The sequence below is a fragment of the Bacteroides sp. D2 genome (assembly GCF_025147085.1).
In the GTDB taxonomy this organism is placed as follows: domain Bacteria; phylum Bacteroidota; class Bacteroidia; order Bacteroidales; family Bacteroidaceae; genus Bacteroides.
Genome location: NZ_CP102261.1, coordinates 6938201 through 6955292, shown reverse-complemented (window position 1 = coordinate 6955292; position 17092 = coordinate 6938201). Strand labels below are relative to the sequence as shown.

Genomic DNA, 17092 nt, shown 5'->3' with positions numbered 1-17092 from the left:
AGTAACTTTTAATACATTTATTAATTAAGCAAAACTTCTACGTTTGCAAAATTGGGAATCTTATTCGGAAAAAACAAATCTGTTTTTTCTTGTTTTTTTCATGCGAACAATAATGTGTTTACTTTCAATGACTTATGCATTTGTTGTTGGACACAGTCAGCTTTCCCTCTCTTGCGATTTTATAAGTATCTGTATATTAATGTCTTATATACTTAAAATTAGCGTTTTTTCTCATCTTTGTACGTTTGTACGGGAATATTATTTCGGTTTATAGATAGACATTTGAAGAGCAATCTACTTTCTTTTGAAAGCCTCTTGTTATTTAGATGAAATCTATATAACAAGAATTTGCTACTTATCTTTCTTGCCGAATAATGAGAAGTGAACGTATCGTTTCGGGTGCTCTTTCAGGTCCTCTAATAAGCTGGCTGCATTTTCTGTTGTAGCGTTCAGATTATTGTATAAAGTCGGGTCGTTGAAGAGCAGACCGAGCGTGTTATCTTTGCTGTTTAATTTCTCTGTAAGTATTTTTACGTTAGCCAGTGTTTCGTCTATTTTTTTGAAAGTGGCTGCATAATCTATTTCTTTCAAATTTCCGCTGATGACCACAAAGTTGTCTCCGATGGTATTCAGTTTACTTGTGAGTTGAGGAATATCGTTACTCATTAGTCCTTTCACTTGTGAACTGACTACTGCCAGGTTGGCGGTCGTTTTTTCTATTGAGTGCAGAGTGGCAGGAATGCTCTTGTCACCTAAGATATTGTTCAGGGAGATGAGGATAGAGTCCAGCTTAGGCAGCATCTCTTCCACTTTCGGTATCAGTTGTGCTGCGCTTTCCATCATTCCGTTGTTTAGTGTGCCGGGGATCGTATCTCCTACGGCATATTTTTCACGTGGGTTGTTTGCCAGGAGAATATTCATACGTACGCCTCCCATAAGTTCGGATACGAGTTCGGCGGTACTTCCTTTAGGAATCCGCAACTCAGTGTCCAGTTCTACTTCAACAATCACATTTCCGGGTTTGACATAATCATAATAGATGTCACGTACAATACCTACACGGACACCGTCGGCAAATACCGGGCTTGATTTAGTGAGTCCGTTTACGTTTTCAAATTTGGCATAGAAATAGCTGGAAGGCTGAAACATGTGTATACCTTTCAGCCAGTTGATTCCATATATAAGCACACATAGTGCAACGATACCTGCAATACCTATTCTGACTTCTTTTGTAATGTACTTCATTTTATCTTTTTATTTATTTTTTCTTTTCTTGAATTCGGCAATCGCTTCATTGATGTTCATTTTCTCTCCATTTCGGAAAGCGATGATGAAGGCATCCTTAAATTCAGCCGTAATAGTGCGCCTCGTGCGCAATACTTTGTTGTAATCGGTGGAGGCTCCATACGTGTATTTGTATATTCCCCCTTCCTTATAATAATCCACGTCTTTCAGTCCTTTCAGCCGTTTGTCATTTTTGGCGAGAGGTTTGGAAGCAGTGAGTATCTGTATCTTAAACGTAATTTCACTGTCATTGGTTGCGCTTTCTGCAACAATTGGGCGCTTCGGTGCTGTTTTTGCTGTTGCAGCTGGTTTGGTTTTTGCTTCGGCTAGTAATTCTTGCTGTTGAGGAGCTGTGTTTATGATTTCAGTATCCTTTTGGGCAATTTCCGGGGCGTTGTCTTCTTCCTGCTCGGTTGGGATAATCGTTTTGCTGACTCCCGTAAGGCGTAACTCATGTTCTCGTTTGTAATTCAGGAAAGCCCGGTAAATACCTTTGGCCATACTTCCGGCCCCTTCTTCGGAATTCAGATAGCGTTCTTCTTCCGGAGTAGAAATAAATCCCAATTCTATTAGAATGCTTGGCATCGCACTTGCTTTTAAGACGAGGAATCCTGCTTGATGCACTCCCCGGTCTGCCCGTTTACAGGTTTGGCGGAACTGTTTTTGCATCAGCGAGGCCAAGTGTACGCTCTGCTCCATATATTTGTCCTGCATGAACTCAAATATAATATATGATTCGGCAGAGTTCGGATTGAAACCGGCATATCTTGTTTTATAATCACTTTCGTAGAGGATAACGGAGTTCTCCCGCTTGGCAACTTCCAGGTTAGCGTCTGATTTGGCCAAACCCAGCGTCCAGGTTGAAGCCCCTTTGGCTGTACGGTTGTTTGCCAGTGCGTTGGTGTGAATGGAAATAAAGAGATCCGCCTTTGCGTTGTTTGCAATTTCTGCCCGTCGGTCCAAAGGAATAAAGACATCTTTGCTACGGGTGTAGATCACTTTGACGTCGTCGCAGTTTCTCTTGATTAGATTTCCCACTTTCAAGGCAACGTTCAAATTGATATTTTTCTCTTTCGAGATTTTGCCTATAGCACCAGGATCATGTCCACCATGTCCGGCGTCAATAACTACTACGAAATCCTTCCCCCATAAGTGGTTGGTACATGAGGGTAGAAAAAGTAGCCAGAGGCAAATAAATATGTATAATATGTACGGTCTATTCAGTTTCATATCTATAATACGGTGCAAATGTAGTAGAAATTTGTAGAAAACTCATGATTTGCCATTAAGTTTTGTGTTTTTTTCGGTTTAATGATAGCTTTTTTCCCTAAATCTCCGTTACTTTGTGCTTCGAAGTTAAAATGTACGACGATGCTTAAGTTTTTGAAGAATTGGACGTTACCTATTGCTATGCTGGTAGGTGCTGTAGGTTATCCGCTGTTTATCAGTCTTTCTTTCCTGACTCCTTATCTTATTTTTACGATGTTGCTATTGACCTTCTGTAAGGTATCTCCTCGTGATTTGAAGCCAAAACCTCTTCATATGTGGTTGTTATTGATTCAGATTGGTGGAGCGTTGGCTGCTTATCTGTTGCTTTATCGCTTTGATAAAATTGTAGCAGAAGGAGTGATGGTTTGCATTATTTGTCCAACGGCTACGGCTGCTGCGGTGATTACTACCAAGTTGGGAGGGAGTGCGGCCAGTCTGACTACTTATACATTGATAGCAAATATTGGAGCGGCTATTGCTGTGCCCATTCTTTTTCCTTTGGTGGAAGTCCATCCTGATGTCACTTTTTGGGAGGCTTTTCTTGTTATTTTGGGTAAGGTATTTCCGTTGTTGATTTGTCCTTTTTTGGTTGCCTGGTTGTTGAGCAAGTGTTTGCCGAAAGTACATCAGAAGTTATTGGGTTATCATGAACTTGCTTTTTATTTGTGGGCTGTATCTTTAGCTATCGTAACTGCGCAAACATTGTATTCTTTGCTCAATGACCCGGCGGATGGTTTTACGGAAATCATGATTGCTGTCGGAGCACTGATTGCCTGTTGTTTGCAGTTCTTTTTGGGGAAGACAATCGGCTCGATTTATAATGACCGTATCAGTGGTGGGCAAGCACTTGGACAAAAGAATACAATTCTGGCTATTTGGATGGCGCATACCTATCTGAATCCGCTGTCTTCCGTTGCACCGGGTTCGTATGTGTTGTGGCAGAATATTATCAATAGCTGGCAGTTGTGGAAAATGCGAAAAAAAGAGGTAAAATAGTAAATAATTAGGGATTATATGATTACTATAAGGATAGCTTTAAATACGGATATAGAGGAAATTCAGTCTCTATATCGAAACACAGTGTTAGTGATAAACAGGCGTGACTATTCACAGGCCGAGGTTGAAGATTGGGCATCGTGCGGAGATGATCCTTCTAAAATAGAGGGTATGATAAAAACTCACTATTTTATTGTTGCTGTTAATCGGCAATCTGAAATCGTCGGTTTTTCATCCATTACACCTCAGGGCTATTTGCATTCAATGTTTATTCATAAGGATTTTCAGGGCAAAGGTGTTGCTACACTATTGTTGAATGAGATAGAACGTTATGCCGTCGCAGCCGGGATTACGCGGATTACCTCTGAAGTGAGTATAACAGCCCGTCCATTTTTTGAAAAGCGAGGGTATATAGTAGAAGTAGAGCAAAAACGCAGGGCTAATCAGCTGTCTCTTACTAACTATTGGATGGCCAAAAGCCTTGTATGATGAAAATTTATAATGGTCGTGTCCCGGCATGTGGCGTGTTTTGTGGTGGGTGTCCTACCTATACACGGCAAAAAAATCCTTGTCTGGGAGCGCAATTGAATAGTGCACGCTGTGAAAAATGTAAAACATTCCCCAACACAAGACATCGGAGCTGAAAATGAAAACGATGGAAAGAATATTTGAAATAAAAGACCTGAAAGCACTGGAAGACTTTTTGCAATCTCAAACAGAAACCCGTTCTTTCTTTGTCAGACTTTTGACTACAATATCATAGGATTTGCTTACGAGTTCTTTGATCTTATCATCAGATACGTCTTGATTGAAATAAACGCTGATCCAATATTTCTTATTCATGTGCCAGCCTGGTTTTATACCGGCATATTCAGTTTGCAGTTCTCCAGATTCGTCAGGGTTACATTTGATGCAACAAAAATCGAAAATCTCAATGTTAACGAAACAAAACCATTTGTCCGCAACATAAAAGCATAGAACGTCACGGCTATATTGGTCGGGTACATTGGGAAAAGGCATCTTCTCGTGAACACCTTTAAAAGAAAGACAGTATTCTCTAAATTCTTCGATATTCATTTCACTTTTTTATGTTCGGTTATCTATGTAAAAATAGTTAGAATAAGGGAGTGGACAACCATCTTTCTATGAAAATATTCAGGTGAGATGTGTTTTCATGTCCTTTATTTGGTTAGTCGACTTCTTCGGATGGATAGTTGATCTTAAAAACTACTTGACGCTCCACCGCCACCGCTATGTCCACCACCAAAACTGCCGCTACTACTTCTACTACTGCTTCTGCCACTACTACTGCTGTGACTATTACTAGAACTGTCACTATTGGGGGGCGTCTTGCGGGGAATCTTTTGTGTTGTCTGCTTTTTATCTCCGCACATCAGGCAAAGAGAGTCGGCAACCTCCAATCCGGCATCGGAATATGTGGGCTCTTTAATTGTTTTCCACGGGCTGATACGCTTGGAAGCAATGGTATGGCATTGATTACACATCCTATATTCGCTTATGGTGATAGATTTATACCGTAAAAGCCAGCCGCAGGAAGTACATTGATAAATACGGTGGATGGCAGAACCTAGTTTGTGTTCCGTTTGTTCGGAAGCAGATAATAAAGGGGTTGCAAGCTCATTGGGTAAAAGTTGTAAAGCCACAGCTTTGCAAGAATCGCAGGTTTTACTCTGCAAAATAACACGTTGTTTTTGGTAGAACTTGTACCATAAGGATGCCGCAATAAGTGCAGGCCAGACTGGAAAAAACAATACAAGACATCCAAGTGGGTTGTAAAGTGTCAGGACTTTGATTGCTGCTAATGCTGAACTGTCTTTGGGGCGAGCTTTATTTACCTTCATGAGGTAAGTGATAACATTTACCAGTATCAAGAATACCCAAAGCATAGGCGGCTGATTTGCCAGAAAATTCCACAACGTATTGCCGGCACTTTTCCAGTAATTATCAGAAGTGCCTTGAGAAACGGGCTCATAGTCGCTTCCATAAAGCACCAATGTTACAGTCCGGACTCCCTCTGTCATTCCTCTGTCAAAGTCGTTTTTTCTAAACCACGGAACCATTTCATTCTGTTGAATGCGAAAGCATAAAGCGTCGGGAAGTACTCCTTCCAAACCGTATCCGGTTGCGAAAGTGACTTTACGTTGATCGAGCACTAAAAGAATCAGTAATCCGTTGTCGTCCGCTTTCTTTCCGATGCCCCAGTGTTCAAAAAGCTTGTGGGCAAACTCTGCCGGAATATCTTCACCGATAGAAGGGAGTGCAACAACTGTCACTTCAATACTCAATGAATCTTCTAACTGTGACAACATATTATTTATTTCCCACACATAACTTTCATCCAATATCTGATTCGGATTGCTGACCCAATTGGAAGAGCTTTCATTACGCGGATTGGGGACATCTGTTACTTTATAAATATCTACTGTTTGTTCGTGCTCTAAAGCCAATGCAAAAGCATGACTACCAAAGGTATAACAGAAAACAAGAAGTAATATCCGGACTATTCCCCTGAAACTTTTTTGTGTTTTATCTTTCATTATTGTGTTATTAACTGATTGTTCTTAGAGTAGAAAATAACTATCATAACTCTCATTCTTTTTGCTAATATACTTATTCTTTTAATTATAAGTGGTTTATAAAAATGAATGAGAGTATGATACTAGTTTTTTACTCATAGAGAAGATGTTTTTTTCTAATCTCTTTGTAATCCTGTAACTCCTTTTGCCAACTATTCCGGATAGCCTCTTCCGATTTCCCTTTGAGGATAGCCTTGCGTACGCTGTCAGTACCCATCAGCAAATCAAACCATCGGGCACGGGAGAAGAAGGCTGCGCTTTCACCGGATAAGCGATAAAAGTCCAAGAAGTAGCGAAGCGTAAAGCCATTCACATCGGTTACATTCCGGAGGTCTTCCCCATAACAGGTGATACCTTTGTGCATCGGATTTTTGTCAAAACCGGGTAAGGAGCGGGGAGTAAAAGTAAAACTTCCGTATTTCTTATTAGGTGCGCCCAATACCTGGAAAGGAAAAGTTGTTCCTCGTCCCACGCTGATACGGGTGGCTTCAAAAGGACAGAGTGAGGCGTACAATCGGATAGACTGGTCGTTCGGGAGGTTGGGTGACGGTTTGATGGGAAGTGAATAAGGTTCTCCATGTTTCCACCCGACCATTGGAATTACCTTTAATGAACAAGGATTTTTCTTGTTGGCAATCCATTCTTCTCCGTTTATCATCTGTGCCAGTTCTCCGATGGTACATCCGTGAAGTACAGGAATGGGAAGCATGCCGACAAAACTCTTGTAACCCGGTTTGAGTATCGGGCCATCCACATAATCGCACGGATTGGGACGATCCAGCACAATCATTTCCTTCTTGTTTTCTGCGCAAGCTTCCATTACATAATACATTGTACTTATATAGGTATAAAAGCGTGCTCCCACATCCTGAATATCAAACAAAATAACATCAATATCTTTTAGCTGGGCAGCGGACGGTTTTTTGTTGTCGCCATAAAGCGAAACGATAGGAGTACCAGTACGGGAATCTTTTCCGTTTTTCACCGTTTCACCCGCATCTGCATTACCTCGGAAGCCATGTTCGGGGGCAAATACTTTGACGACCTGAACATTTCTTTTTAATAAGGTGTCGAGAAGATGAGTTTGCTTTGCCCCTACAACGGAAGTATGGTTGACTACCATTCCAACGCGTTTCCCTTTCAACAGCGGTAGGTATTGATCCATCTGTTCTGCTCCCGTGACAATTTGACTGTTTACACGCATTGGAAACAGCATAATGAACAGAAATATAAGAATGAAGAAAACTCTAGTTTGCATATCGGTGATTTTTTTTGTAATATTGCACAAAAATATTAATTTCTCGTCAAGAGAGCAAAAAATAAAGCACATGAATCCATACGAAATCATTGATAAATATTATCCGGAGAATACGCAGCAGAGACAAATATTAGTAATACACAGTTTGGCAGTGTCCGGAAAAGCAATGAAAATGCTGGATGCTCATCCCGAACTACGTTTAAACCGGAGCTTTGTGAAAGAAGCTGCTCTGTTGCATGATATTGGTATTTTTCAGACCGATGCTCCAACTATTCAGTGTTTTGGTCCCCATCCTTATATCGCTCACGGATATTTGGGAGCAGAAATCTTGCGGGCGGAAGGTTTCCCCCAACACGCATTGGTGTGTGAACGCCATACCGGAGCCGGACTCTCGTTGGAAGATATCATCGCCCAGCAACTTCCCGTTCCTCATCGTGAGATGTTACCCATCACTTTGGAAGAGCAATTAATTTGTTTTGCGGATAAATTCTTTTCTAAAACCCATCTGGATGAAGAGAAAACAGTGGAGAAAGCACGGAAAAGTATTGCAAAATATGGTGAAGAAGGCCTAAGCCGCTTTGATAGATGGTGTTCTCTCTTTTTATAGCACTAAAAAATAATTAAATAACGAAGATTCTAACTCATATTTGGTGAAGTTTGTGTACTTTTGCCACTTCAAGCGTAAACTATTAGTTAATGGCGCCATTGAAAGCAAAAATACTTATATCATTCATACTGCTGATTGTCTTACTGATGCTTCCCGATGAGGCTACGTCTCAGCGTCGAAGAAGAGGAATGATTGCCTCCAATACCGCACAAACGGATTCCCTTCAGGGAAATGATTCGTTGAAAGCAGATACGGTAACGGTACGCATTGATTCCATCGCACCGGTAAAGAAGAAGCAACCACTCGATGCACCGGTTGTTTATGAATCCAACGACTCCACTGTCTTTACTTTGGGAGGAGCTGCTACACTTTATGGTAGCGGAAAAGTTAATTATCAGAACATCGAACTCGCTGCGGAAGTTATTTCGATGAATCTGGATAGTAGTACTGTGCATGCTTACGGTATCAAGGATACTACCGGAGTGGAAAAAGGTAAACCGGTATTTAAAGAAGGAGATACCTCTTATGATACGGAAACCATCCGATATAATTTCAAAACCAAGAAAGCGGGAATTACCGATATCGTCACCCAGCAGGGAGAAGGATATGTGACCGGAAGCAAGGCGAAGAAAGGAGCTAATGATGAAATTTTCATGGAGCAAGGACGTTATACAACCTGCGATCATCATGACCATCCTCACTTCTATATGCAGCTGACGAGAGCTAAAGTGCGTCCTAAAAAGAATGTGGTGACAGGACCTGCTTATCTGGTAGTGGAAGATGTGCCTTTGCCGTTGGCCGTACCGTTCTTTTTCTTCCCGTTCTCCAGCAGTTATTCTTCCGGTTTCATTATGCCGACTTATATGGATGACTCCAGTCGTGGTTTCGGTCTGGCAGAAGGAGGATATTACTTTGCCATCAGTGATATTATGGACTTGAAGATGACGGGTGATATCTTCACGAAAGGGTCATGGAGATTATCCGGATTGACAAACTATAATAAACGCTATAAATATTCCGGTACGCTGCAAGCGGACTATCAGGTTACCAAAACGGGAGATAAAGGTATGCCGGACTATACAGTTGCTAAGGACTTTAAGGTAGTATGGAACCATCGCCAGGATGCTAAAGCCAGTCCGAACAGTACATTCTCCGCTAGTGTAAACTTCTCAACCAGTAGTTATGAACGTTCCAATATCAACAACCTTTATAATTCGCAGTTGTTGACTCAAAATACTAAAACATCAAGTATCAGTTATTCTCGTAGTTTCCCTGATATCGGTCTGACCTTATCTGGAACTACCAATATCGCACAGACGATGCGTGACTCTTCTATTGCGGTCACTTTGCCTGACTTGAATATCACATTAAGCCGTCTGTTCCCGTTCAAACGTAAGAAGGCGGCGGGAGCTGAACGCTGGTACGAAAAGATTTCCATTAGTTATACGGGACGTTTGACAAACAGTATTCGTACCAAAGACGACCGTTTGTTTAAAGCCGGACTAAGTGAATGGGAGAATGCAATGAATCACAATATTCCTATCAGTGCTACTTTTACACTGTTCAAATATTTGCAGGTTTCTCCTTCGGTCAATTATACAGAGCGTTGGTATACTCGTAAGGTTAACCAGCATTACAATGAGGCAGAACATGAATTGGAAGCATTGCCGGGTGATACATTGAATGGTTTCTATCGGGTTTCCAATTATTCGGCAAGTTTGAGCTTGAGTACGAAACTGTATGGTATGTACAAACCTCTTTTCGCTAAAAAGAAAGAGATACAGATTCGTCACGTATTCACACCGCAGGTAAGTCTTAGCGGTGCTCCGGGATTCAGCAAGTACTGGGAAGAATATACAGATTATAATGGCAATACGCAATATTATTCTCCTTTCACGGGGCAGCCTTATGGGGTACCTTCACGTGAAGGATCGGGAACGGTCAGCTTCTCTATTTCTAATAACCTGGAGATGAAGTATTACGATGCCAAGAAGGATACGCTTAAAAAGGTTAGTCTGATTGATGAATTGGGAGCAAGTATGTCTTATAATATGGCTGCTAAAGAGAGGCCTTGGAGTGATTTAAGCATGAACCTACGTTTGAAACTGACTAAGAATTATACGTTCAACATGAATGCATCGTTCGCTACGTATGCTTATACATTCGATAAAAGTGGTAATGTAGTAACTAGTAACCGTACAGAATGGTCGTATGGTCGTTTTGGACGTTTCCAGGGATATGGTTCTTCTTTCAACTATACCTTTAATAATGACACATGGAAGAAATGGTTCGGTCCGAAAGAGGAGGATGAAAAAGGGAAAGATAAGAATAAGTCGGAGGATAGCGACGATGGGGAGTCCGATGGAACGGAAGGAGACGGTACTACGCCTAAGAAAGTAGAGAAAGCACAGGCTGACCCGGATGGTTATCAGGTATTTAAGATGCCTTGGTCATTGAGTCTTAGCTATTCGTTTAATATCCGTGAAGATAGAACGAAGCCTATCAACCGTTATTCCATGCGATATCCTTATACTTATACGCATAATATCAATGCAAACGGAAATATAAAGATTTCTAATAACTGGTCGCTCTCATTCAACTCGGGTTATGATTTTCAAGCAAAAGAGATTACCCAGACTTCTTGTACAATATCCCGTGACTTGCACTGTTTCAACTTGTCCGCCAGTCTTTCTCCTTTCGGACGTTGGAAGTATTACAATGTTACAATCCGTGCGAATGCAAGTATTCTGCAAGACTTGAAGTATGAGCAGAGAAGTCAGACGCAAAGTAACATTCAGTGGTATTAAAGGGGAAACGATAATGAATGTTTAGCGATAACGTAAAGAGTAAGCGATAGAGCATAAAAGAAAAACAATGAGCGGTGAACAAGATATGCATTTATATTGCATTAGTTGTTCACCGCTCATTGTTTTTCTTTCACTGTTATCTATCTACCATGCGATTTCTGTTTCTCCATGTGCTTTTAGATAATCGTTTGTACGGCTGAAATGTTTGTTTCCGAAGAAGCCGTTGTAAGCAGAAAGAGGAGAGGGATGGGCGGAAGTGAGTACCAGGTGTTTGTTACGGTCGATAAACGCTCCTTTCTTTTGAGCGTATGATCCCCACAGGATAAATACCAGGTTTTCTTTTTCTTCTGCCAGGGCACGGATTGCAGCATCAGTAAATGTTTCCCAGCCACGGTTCTGGTGTGAACCAGCTTGGTGAGCACGTACGGTCAGCGTAGCGTTGAGCAACAATACTCCCTGTTCTGCCCAGCGAGTCAGATTTCCCGTAGCAGGGGCATCTGTGCCGATGTCGGCTTTGATTTCTTTGAATATATTCACTAATGAAGGGGGAAAAGGCACTCCGTCGTTTACAGAGAAACAGAGACCATGCGCTTGTCCCGGTCCATGGTAAGGATCTTGTCCTATAATTACAACTTTCACTTTGTCGAAAGGACAAAGGTTGAAAGCATTGAAGATCAGTTTTCCCGGAGGGAAGATCTGATACTGACTATATTCGCTTTTGACGAAATCGGTCAGTGTGCGAAAGTAGTCTTTTTCGAATTCGGGTTCTAAATGTGCTTTCCAGCTTTCTTCAATTTGTACATTCATAGTTTGTTATATAAGGTGTATTTCAAGTTCTTCACATTCCTTGCGCATATCTTCGGGCCAGATGCTGGCTTGTATTTCTCCGATGTGAGCTTTGCGAAGGTAGAACATACACAAGCGGGATTGTCCGATACCTCCTCCGATAGACAGGGGAAGGGTGTCATTCATCAATCGCTTGTGGAAATAAAGTTCCAGTCTTTTTTCTTCTTTTTCTTCTTTCAACTGACGTTGCAAAGCTTCTTTATCTACACGGATTCCCATGGATGACAATTCGATGGAGCGTTGCAGTACATCGTCCCATAGCAAAAGGTCGCCATTCAGTCCGGGCAGGTCGTTCAGCCCTTTGGTAGTGTAGTCATCGTAGTCCGGTGCACGTCCGTCGTGCTTCTTGCCATCACCAAGTTGACAGCCTATTCCTATGATAAACACAGCTCCGTATTTCTGACAGATGGCGTGCTCGCGGCATTTAGGCTCCAGGTTCGGATAAAGCTGGCGCAATTCCTCTGAATGGATGAAATGTAGCTTTTGTGGCAGGCAAGGTTTGATTTGCGGATACATTTCATATACCATATATTCTGTACGGATCATAGCCGCATAAATACGGTTGACGATTTCCTTTAGGAAGTTCACAGTCCGGTCTTCATTGGTGATGACACGTTCCCAGTCCCACTGGTCTACGTAGAGAGAATGCAGGTTGCCCAGTTCTTCGTCCGACCGAATTGCATTCATATCCGTATAAATACCATATCCCGGTTCGATGTGATAGTCAGCTAAGGTCAACCTTTTCCATTTAGCCAATGAATGAACCACTTCGGCTTGCGCATCGCCCAGATCTTTGATTGGGAAAGAAACAGGTCGTTCTATTCCATTCAAATCATCATTGATACCCATTCCTTTCAATACGAAAAGAGGGGCAGTCACACGTCTAAGGCGCAGTTCGGATGACAAGTTTAATTGGAAGAACTCTTTTATTTGCTTGATTCCCAGCTCGGTCTGTTTGAGGTCGAGTAGCGGCTTATAGTTCTTAGGTTTTATCAAGTAACTCATAGGTTTGTTAAATGTTAATTGTCGGCAAAGATAGGAATAAAATTGATATATGTAATGGATATTCTCTAAAAGATTGTCAATTTGATAAAGTAAATGCTCTAAAGCATTTCAAAATAACAGTCTCCTAATATAGGGAAGTACCTTAAGAACTATAAAAAAAGGAGAATCATTAGGAAGATGAGAAGATTTTTTATACTTTTGTCCTCGCATTTAGAAAGAATGGCCCCGTAGCTTAGTGAATAGAGCGTCAGATTCCGGTTCTGAAGGTCGTGCGTTTGAATCGCACCGGGGTCACAAAAAATCCCTTGATAATCAGCTGATTATTGAGGGATTTCTGTTTTCTTATATCTTGGATAATTAGAACTAGATGCAGGATTTAGCCCTTGTAATTGATTTTTGTTGGTCTGTTGTTGTTCCCAAGAAACCAATGTAATATGTTGACTACCAAAGTGAAATCTTACTTTTATCTCGTAAGAGGTTCTGTTATTAGTCTTTCTTTGTATAAGAGTTACAAACTAATCGTCTATTTGGGTCATCCGGAAAATCTGGATTAGTTATTTGATTATAAAATACCCAGTCTCTTTCAAGTCTTTGGGCTACATCTATTTTTTCCGTGAAGTAGAGGTATTTTTCATTTGCTACATCCAGAATGCCATAGGTAAGAATATCCTTTTCCTTTCCCTCCTTATTTATATATATGCTCTTGACCAATAATATTTTATATTTTCCGTCTTCCCGAGTACAGTATTCTTTGTTGGTTTCAAGAGTATATGTACCGGAGACATCTGTAAAATCATTGGAGGCCATTTCTACGATAATCTGTTTGGGCTCTCCTGTTTCCGGAGTGTCTGTCGAATCATCGTTGCATGCGGATAGCAAGATGACAGATAAGAATAATAGTTTAAGTAATTTCATCTTTATATTTTATTTGTTTTTGATCCTTTTTTTAGTCCAGTATATTCAATTAAAATTATTTATAGTGCAAATGTACAGTTTTTGTATGATATAAAAGCGGTAATGGATAAAATAAATGTGTTTCATATTCTTGATATTTAGATTAATAATCCTTGGATAGTCAGTCATGTATTTTGCTCTGCATTTTCTCAAACCCAGTTAGTAATTATTGTATGTAGTTGTATAATTTAGCCTAAATAGAATGAAAAAGTTGATTTAAATAAAAGAATTCTCGTGAGAAATGCTAACTTTGTAGATATGAAAAAGTAAAGAATGATATTCTGTAGTAGTATGTTCATAGCTTTCCAGATGTAGACATTTAACGATAAATTATATTAATCCCAATAAATATAAATAAGAATGGAAGAAGCTAGAAAAAAGAAATGGGGTAGTGTTGCGCTGATTATCGGAGCTATTGGTTTTATCATTATTATGATTTACTTTACAGTTATTTCAAGTCTCAACATGTAAAACAGATCATTATGGCATTGAAAAATTAAAGCTTGGACATTTCGTTTGAATCTGTCCAAGCTTGTTTTTTATGATTCCGGATGATGGACCGGCCTTATGGTAACGCTTTCTCTTTAGCTTCTTGAAACCTGAAGTCCCTTATCAGAAAGAGTCATTTCTACAAAACGAGCACGAGGATTAGGGGCTTGTTCCGTCAGTATCCGTCGGATTTGTCCGGCTGCTTGCGGGTCTTTGGCTACCATATATAAATAACCGCCGCCACCTGCACCGGGGAGTTTGTATCCCAAGGTGTAATCCTTGATTTTCTCGATAATGGCTGCTACTGCCGGAGGATTGGTTCCGCAGTCTAATGCCTGGTTCTGTATCCAGGTTTTGCCGACCAAACGACCGAAACTTTCGAAATTACTCCGTAAAATAGCTTCACTCATATCCATTGCATGAGCTTTCATTTCGGCCAGCAAGCTTAGATGCGGACCGGAATTGAGGAACATGGAACTGACAATCTCTGCCAAAATACTTTTAGCAGTACGAGTAATTCCCGTATAATATAACAGATGACAGTCGCGGTAATCAGGATGAACAAAGAGCTGATCGGGTAACCAGCGTACTAACGGATTCTGCTCGAAACCTGCTTCGGATTGAAGTAACTTAATACCGGAAAAGACACCGCCATATTGATCTTGCCAACCTCCTCCTGTGGTCAGAAGCTGCTCTAATACTAGTGTGTAACTACATATATCATTTTTATCCCAAGCCAGTCCGCAGAAATCATTGATTGCTCCGAGCACGGTAGATGCCAGTATGGAACTAGTTCCCAAGCCAGAGCCTGCAGGAATAGCAGCCAGCAGAGTAATTTCGATTCCTGAACCGAAATCTTCCAGCTGTTTAGCTAAAGAAGGATAAGATTCCGTAGAGAATGCCGGTGCAAAACCCGCCAATGTAAGGGCAGCTTTCGGGATAGAGAATGGAGAACCTACCTTTTTATAATCTTGCAGTTCCTCGTAATTCCTTATCACTTCCATTGCACCCATGTCGATAGAGCGAAGAGTGATGTGATATTCCTTGCAAGGTTTCACATATACTTGTAGCGGCGGTTGCCCGTTCAGTTCGATAGCAAGATTAACAACACTTCCCCCTGAATAAAGAGAGTAGGGAGGTGTGTCCGTCCATCCTCCGGCCACATCAATACGCACAGGACTGCGTCCCCATACGATTTGATCGGAATAAACATTGAGTACGGGATGGCTCTTTCGTTCGCTCATTACCCCCAATAAACCGTCGCGAAGTAGTTGAAAGGCTGCCTGTTCCTCTTTGGCACAATCCTTGTCTTCACGTAGTTTCATGATACGTGCACGAAGCATCCGGTTGTGTATCCGTAACATGGGGGCGGCATCCTCTTTCAAGATGTCAGGCATATCCAGATTGAAACGTACAAATTCATTTGCGGCATCCAGCAAATCGAGTTGATAGAACACACTCTTCTCATAATTGGCTGCCAGTCCTTTCCAGTTCTCCTTGCGGAAAGCATTGCGCTGTTCGTAAAGACGCTTGAGGTTGGCGCTTGCGGATATTTCATCTGCAGAAACTTTCTCTGCTTTCAACCAACCTTTTTTCCCTTCTTCCAATTGTGGTTCCGAGGTCATCCAGCGTACTAATATGCCTAAATCTTCCACAGAATCCACTTTGGGGAAGACGGATGCCGATTGTAAATCATCTGTACGCCCTTTTATATCCTCCCAGGTAATTCCTCTATCTTCCATCCAACGGGTAAAAGGAACATTGAGATAAGTAGTCGTTATTTTGTCCAACGCTCCTTTGAATACATCATCCAATCCATACGGACGCGCAACAAACTCATTCTCACCAATAGGAATAATGTCGATGCAAACCCCATCCGGCAAATTGATGCTCCACTGGTTTTCAGGAACTCCTGTAATAATCTGGCGGGAACCTAATTTCCATTCTTTTCCCACATGACTATTCTCAATCCATAAATTGGCGTTGTCGGCAGAAAGAGACACTTGTGTGATGGAATTCTGTATAAAGATAGCCGGATTTGGCTTTACTTTTCGGTGCATGATTCTTCTTTGGTCCCGTACCTTATCCTGTATGGCTAAAGTAGAAGAAATCAGTTCGTGACTTGTGCCGTAATGATAGAATTCTCCACCCGGCAACGGCAATATAGCTACGGATAACTGATTGATCTCTTCATCTTCCGTTTTAGGATGCTCTCCCAAAGCCAAACCATAGTCCGAGTATAAGTCATAATAAGTAATATCCTTCGTACCTCCTTTCAATGACCGTTTCATCAATACTTCTATGGCGCGGTCACTCAAAATCCAGATGCCGATATCCATCAGGAAAAGATGAGTTTTCGACAATCCTTCCAACTCTTCCAGAGAAGGTTTTTGCAACATGAAGTCGAGTACCTCCGGTTTTTTCCGGTCGGAAACAAACACACCATGATGAGTTGCCAATGACGGATTCACCCACAGTCCGTAGCATACTACATCTGCGTTCGGAATATCCTGAAGCGGTTTTTCCGAACGGATATATACATCTCCGCTAGCAATCAGCGTATTCAGACCGGCCGGAGCTTGATTCATAATCCTTTCATAGAGCGGGAGCTGCAATGATAACAGATTCTGTCCCAGCTTTTGTCCTCTTTCCCAACTAAAGATCGGGATAGGAGTTAATATTTTGCCGGAAGGGCCGTAGCTGGGTAGCCGACGGCTTTGTCCGCCTGCATGGAGCAATATTCTTTTTTCATGTCCTATCCAGTTGCTGAAAGACTCTTGTGGAGCGAATGCCTGATGGCAAGCTTGTAATAACCATGTAGTTCCGCCGCCGGAGCCTAGTTTGCTTCCTATGGGGTCTGATGTACAAAACCAATCGGTATGGTTAACTTCTTCCAGTTCGTGGAAGCAATGGATCAAATTGGGTGGTAAAGATAATAACTTTTGCATAGTAGAATCTGCGTTGGCTTAGATAGAATCTA

Annotated in this window: 12 protein-coding genes, 1 tRNA gene and 1 pseudogene; 5 read left to right on the top strand and 9 right to left on the bottom strand. The window is 41.4% G+C overall.

Going from position 1 to position 17092, the window contains the following annotated elements:
• Positions 1 to 351: 351 nt before the first annotated feature.
• On the bottom strand, positions 352 to 1245 hold the full coding sequence (locus NQ505_RS26220; protein WP_008998901.1) for an MlaD family protein: 894 nt from the start codon (positions 1243 to 1245) through the stop codon (positions 352 to 354).
• 9 nt (positions 1246 to 1254) lie between these two features.
• Complete coding sequence (locus tag NQ505_RS26215) at positions 1255 to 2514, bottom strand: N-acetylmuramoyl-L-alanine amidase (protein ID WP_032853528.1); 1260 nt, start codon at positions 2512 to 2514, stop codon at positions 1255 to 1257.
• A gap of 81 nt (positions 2515 to 2595) precedes the next feature.
• Here NQ505_RS26215 and NQ505_RS26210 point away from each other — a divergent pair, with 81 nt between their 5' ends.
• Both NQ505_RS26210 and NQ505_RS26205 read left to right on the top strand, forming a co-directional pair.
• Positions 2596 to 3549, top strand: coding sequence for a transporter (locus tag NQ505_RS26210; RefSeq protein ID WP_083852305.1), 954 nt, complete (start codon positions 2596 to 2598; stop codon positions 3547 to 3549).
• An 18-nt stretch (positions 3550 to 3567) separates the two neighbouring features.
• Positions 3568 to 4038, top strand: a complete 471-nt coding sequence (locus NQ505_RS26205; protein WP_004312343.1) for a GNAT family N-acetyltransferase — start codon at positions 3568 to 3570, stop codon at positions 4036 to 4038.
• 222 nt (positions 4039 to 4260) lie between these two features.
• Here NQ505_RS26205 and NQ505_RS26200 read toward each other — a convergent pair whose 3' ends face one another.
• The 3 genes from NQ505_RS26200 to NQ505_RS26190 form a co-directional block, all read right to left on the bottom strand.
• Positions 4261 to 4626: an MmcQ/YjbR family DNA-binding protein gene (locus tag NQ505_RS26200; RefSeq protein ID WP_008650146.1), complete on the bottom strand. Its 366-nt coding sequence runs from the start codon at positions 4624 to 4626 to the stop codon at positions 4261 to 4263.
• 143 nt (positions 4627 to 4769) lie between these two features.
• Entirely contained in the window at positions 4770 to 6107 is a 1338-nt protein-coding gene (locus tag NQ505_RS26195) for a TPM domain-containing protein (protein WP_008998898.1), read from the bottom strand.
• Positions 6108 to 6237: 130 nt separating this feature from the next.
• Positions 6238 to 7404, bottom strand: a complete 1167-nt coding sequence (locus tag NQ505_RS26190) for an exo-beta-N-acetylmuramidase NamZ domain-containing protein (protein WP_008998897.1) — start codon at positions 7402 to 7404, stop codon at positions 6238 to 6240.
• 70 nt (positions 7405 to 7474) lie between these two features.
• Here NQ505_RS26190 and NQ505_RS26185 point away from each other — a divergent pair, with 70 nt between their 5' ends.
• Positions 7475 to 8011, top strand: a complete 537-nt coding sequence (locus NQ505_RS26185) for an HDIG domain-containing metalloprotein (RefSeq protein WP_008998896.1) — start codon at positions 7475 to 7477, stop codon at positions 8009 to 8011.
• A gap of 89 nt (positions 8012 to 8100) precedes the next feature.
• Positions 8101 to 10818 (top strand): putative LPS assembly protein LptD, encoded by a 2718-nt coding sequence (locus tag NQ505_RS26180; protein WP_008998895.1) that lies wholly within the window; start codon positions 8101 to 8103, stop codon positions 10816 to 10818.
• A gap of 144 nt (positions 10819 to 10962) precedes the next feature.
• On the opposite strand, the gene NQ505_RS26175 is transcribed toward NQ505_RS26180, so the two are convergent.
• Together NQ505_RS26175 and asnA are read right to left on the bottom strand one after the other, a co-directional pair.
• Positions 10963 to 11625, bottom strand: a complete 663-nt coding sequence (locus tag NQ505_RS26175; protein ID WP_004306646.1) for a uracil-DNA glycosylase — start codon at positions 11623 to 11625, stop codon at positions 10963 to 10965.
• Positions 11626 to 11631: 6 nt separating this feature from the next.
• The gene (gene asnA, locus NQ505_RS26170; protein WP_008998894.1) at positions 11632 to 12669 is read right to left on the bottom strand and encodes an aspartate--ammonia ligase; all 1038 of its coding nucleotides are present in this window, start codon (positions 12667 to 12669) and stop codon (positions 11632 to 11634) included.
• Positions 12670 to 12890: 221 nt separating this feature from the next.
• Here asnA and NQ505_RS26165 point away from each other — a divergent pair.
• Positions 12891 to 12963, top strand: a tRNA-Arg gene (locus NQ505_RS26165).
• 192 nt (positions 12964 to 13155) lie between these two features.
• On the opposite strand, the gene NQ505_RS26160 is transcribed toward NQ505_RS26165, so the two are convergent.
• Positions 13156 to 13584, bottom strand: a complete 429-nt coding sequence (locus NQ505_RS26160) for a hypothetical protein (protein WP_008998893.1) — start codon at positions 13582 to 13584, stop codon at positions 13156 to 13158.
• A 623-nt stretch (positions 13585 to 14207) separates the two neighbouring features.
• Positions 14208 to 17063, bottom strand: a pseudogene (locus NQ505_RS26155) (bifunctional fucokinase/fucose-1-phosphate guanylyltransferase); the annotation flags it as partial.
• Between the last annotated feature and the right edge of the window lie 29 nt (positions 17064 to 17092).

Excerpts from the sequence above, each read along its gene's own strand:
- NQ505_RS26185 (WP_008998896.1), top strand. The coding sequence starts at position 7,475 with ATGAATCCATACGAAATCATTGATAAATATTATCCGGAGAATACGCAG.
- NQ505_RS26180 (WP_008998895.1), top strand. The coding sequence starts at position 8,101 with ATGGCGCCATTGAAAGCAAAAATACTTATATCATTCATACTGCTGATT.
- NQ505_RS26215 (WP_032853528.1), bottom strand. The coding sequence starts at position 2,514 with ATGAAACTGAATAGACCGTACATATTATACATATTTATTTGCCTCTGG.
- NQ505_RS26175 (WP_004306646.1), bottom strand. The coding sequence starts at position 11,625 with ATGAATGTACAAATTGAAGAAAGCTGGAAAGCACATTTAGAACCCGAA.
- NQ505_RS26220 (WP_008998901.1), bottom strand. The coding sequence starts at position 1,245 with ATGAAGTACATTACAAAAGAAGTCAGAATAGGTATTGCAGGTATCGTT.
- NQ505_RS26190 (WP_008998897.1), bottom strand. The coding sequence starts at position 7,404 with ATGCAAACTAGAGTTTTCTTCATTCTTATATTTCTGTTCATTATGCTG.
- NQ505_RS26160 (WP_008998893.1), bottom strand. The coding sequence starts at position 13,584 with ATGAAATTACTTAAACTATTATTCTTATCTGTCATCTTGCTATCCGCA.
- NQ505_RS26200 (WP_008650146.1), bottom strand. The coding sequence starts at position 4,626 with ATGAATATCGAAGAATTTAGAGAATACTGTCTTTCTTTTAAAGGTGTT.
- asnA (WP_008998894.1), bottom strand. The coding sequence starts at position 12,669 with ATGAGTTACTTGATAAAACCTAAGAACTATAAGCCGCTACTCGACCTC.
- NQ505_RS26195 (WP_008998898.1), bottom strand. The coding sequence starts at position 6,107 with ATGAAAGATAAAACACAAAAAAGTTTCAGGGGAATAGTCCGGATATTA.
- NQ505_RS26205 (WP_004312343.1), top strand. The coding sequence starts at position 3,568 with ATGATTACTATAAGGATAGCTTTAAATACGGATATAGAGGAAATTCAG.
- NQ505_RS26210 (WP_083852305.1), top strand. The coding sequence starts at position 2,596 with ATGATAGCTTTTTTCCCTAAATCTCCGTTACTTTGTGCTTCGAAGTTA.